This window comes from Streptococcus sp. 53 (assembly GCF_013276565.1).
In the GTDB taxonomy this organism is placed as follows: Bacteria; Bacillota; Bacilli; order Lactobacillales; family Streptococcaceae; genus Streptococcus.
The window spans coordinates 1-1,674 of the sequence record NZ_VMLG01000055.1 but is presented as its reverse complement, the minus strand read 5'-3'; the positions used below and the strand labels follow the sequence as shown (position 1 = coordinate 1,674).

Here is a 1,674-nt window from a genome sequence, read left to right as displayed (position 1 = left end):
TTACTATCTTCCATATGTGAGAAGTCGCTAGGTATTTGTTCGTCAAAAGTTGATGAGCAGATGCCTAGCATTTTTATTTTTCTCTTTCCATGTTGCATAAAACTCAGTTGGACACTTTGAACTCTAAGAAATTCAAGAGGAAGTATACTGAATGTATTGCTGATTTTGATTAGGTTTGTTTCAGGTAATAATTTTTTCAAGTACACCGACATGTGTTTTATCATTTCAAAAATATTCCAACCGTTTGTCGATAAAGATTCTTGGATTTCTTTAGCTCTACGCAGATGTTTTTCTTTTCCTTTTTCTTTTATTTTTCCATATTCTGACTTCAGCGATCTAAATTCATCGTATCCAGGGAGTAAGAATTCTATTTCTTCTAAATCGCTTGTATTTGCTAATTGCTCAAAGTTAAAAACAGTTAACTCTCCAGATGTAGAAATTAGATCACCATCTTGGTAATCGCTATGTTTTATAAGATTTTTCGCCTCAAGACCAGTGATAAGCAAATCTAATGAATAATCATCAAGAGCGGTTTCTACTAGATTTTTATTTGACTTAGAAAATACAAAATTGTAACTATCAACATTAGTATTAGAATAGCTTCCTGTTGCTTTTAATAGAGCAGAGAGGCCAACGTCACTGGATGTGGTTGTTTGCTCTGTACTTCCTTCAGTTCTAGCGTCGCTTTCTCCATCTTCATTCACTAATTTTGTTATCAGACCAGAGTTTTGTTGAGCCAACAATGAGTTGACAAGTTTGGTATCTAAATAAATTATTTCTTTCATTATTTTCCTCCTTTTTAATTTACTAATGCTAAATACTCTTCTTTAACCATGATTTCATTTGTCATGGTTTTTAGATTGTAGTAAGACATGAATTTGAGGTAATCAAACTCTGTGGGGTCGTCTAAGTTTTCTAGTGCGTCTTTTACGAGATGATGGATCATATTCCTATCAGCTTCGTTTTCACAGCGTAGACGGGCGTTCTGGTACTCTGAGCGTGTGTGGTCTTTGTGTCCAAGTTCGTGTAGGGCGACTTGGATTTGTTGTTCAGGAGTCAAGTTGTGGTCAATAGCGAGTACGTTTGTGTCTGGATTGTAGAAACCGCTACTGTGCCAGTTTGAACCGTCGAAGAGACAAAGTTCTACTTGATATTCTTCGCAGAGTTTAGCGAGTGTCATAGTTCTCCTTCGTTATTTATAAACATCTCTGCGGTGGGCGATTTCCACGGCTAGGACGACTAGTTTATCGTCTTGGATATCACAGATGATGCGGTAATTCTCTACTCTGTATCGCCAGTAACCTGCAAGGTTGGCTTTTAATGCTTTTCCATGTTGTCGTGGATTGGTCGTGTTTTCAATGTTTTTAGCAAGCCAGGATAGGATTTGTTTTCTGGTTGGGGTATCTAGTTTTTTAAGTTGCTTGAGAGCTTTTTTATCAATATCTAGCCGATACATTAAGCAATATCCTCTCGAGTTAGTCCTAGTTCATCCAAGACCTCATCCATGGTATAAGTAACTGGGTCGGCTAAATACTCCATATAGGCTTGGTCGGCTGCTCGTGCGTCTTCGATATCTTCCATGAGTGCCATGAAGTCGTCAAAATCCATGGTCGTTGTGTCGATACCGTGTTTGTTTAGGTAGTCCGTGATGTAGGAATTTTTTTCTGTGAAGTT

The 1,674-nt window shown here is 37.6% G+C and carries 4 protein-coding genes; all 4 read right to left on the bottom strand.

Annotation, left to right across the window (positions count from 1 at the left end; all coding sequences use genetic code 11):
• A partial coding sequence (locus HT722_RS10270) for a hypothetical protein (protein ID WP_173278858.1) occupies positions 1-785 on the bottom strand: 785 nt, incomplete at its 3' end.
• A 14-nt stretch (positions 786-799) separates the two neighbouring features.
• Positions 800-1,180, bottom strand: a complete 381-nt coding sequence (locus tag HT722_RS10265) for an ImmA/IrrE family metallo-endopeptidase (protein ID WP_061468462.1) — start codon at positions 1,178-1,180, stop codon at positions 800-802.
• 12 nt (positions 1,181-1,192) lie between these two features.
• Positions 1,193-1,456: a type II toxin-antitoxin system RelE/ParE family toxin gene (locus HT722_RS10260; protein ID WP_000285962.1), complete on the bottom strand. Its 264-nt coding sequence runs from the start codon at positions 1,454-1,456 to the stop codon at positions 1,193-1,195.
• Positions 1,456-1,674 (bottom strand): hypothetical protein (locus HT722_RS10255; RefSeq protein ID WP_173278857.1); only part of this gene is annotated, 219 nt, incomplete at its 5' end. The genes HT722_RS10260 and HT722_RS10255, both read right to left, overlap by 1 nt.

Bases quoted from the DNA above. Each gene is read 5' to 3' on its own strand.
- HT722_RS10265 (WP_061468462.1), bottom strand. From the start codon at position 1,180: ATGACACTCGCTAAACTCTGCGAAGAATATCAAGTAGAACTTTGTCTC.
- HT722_RS10260 (WP_000285962.1), bottom strand. From the start codon at position 1,456: ATGTATCGGCTAGATATTGATAAAAAAGCTCTCAAGCAACTTAAAAAA.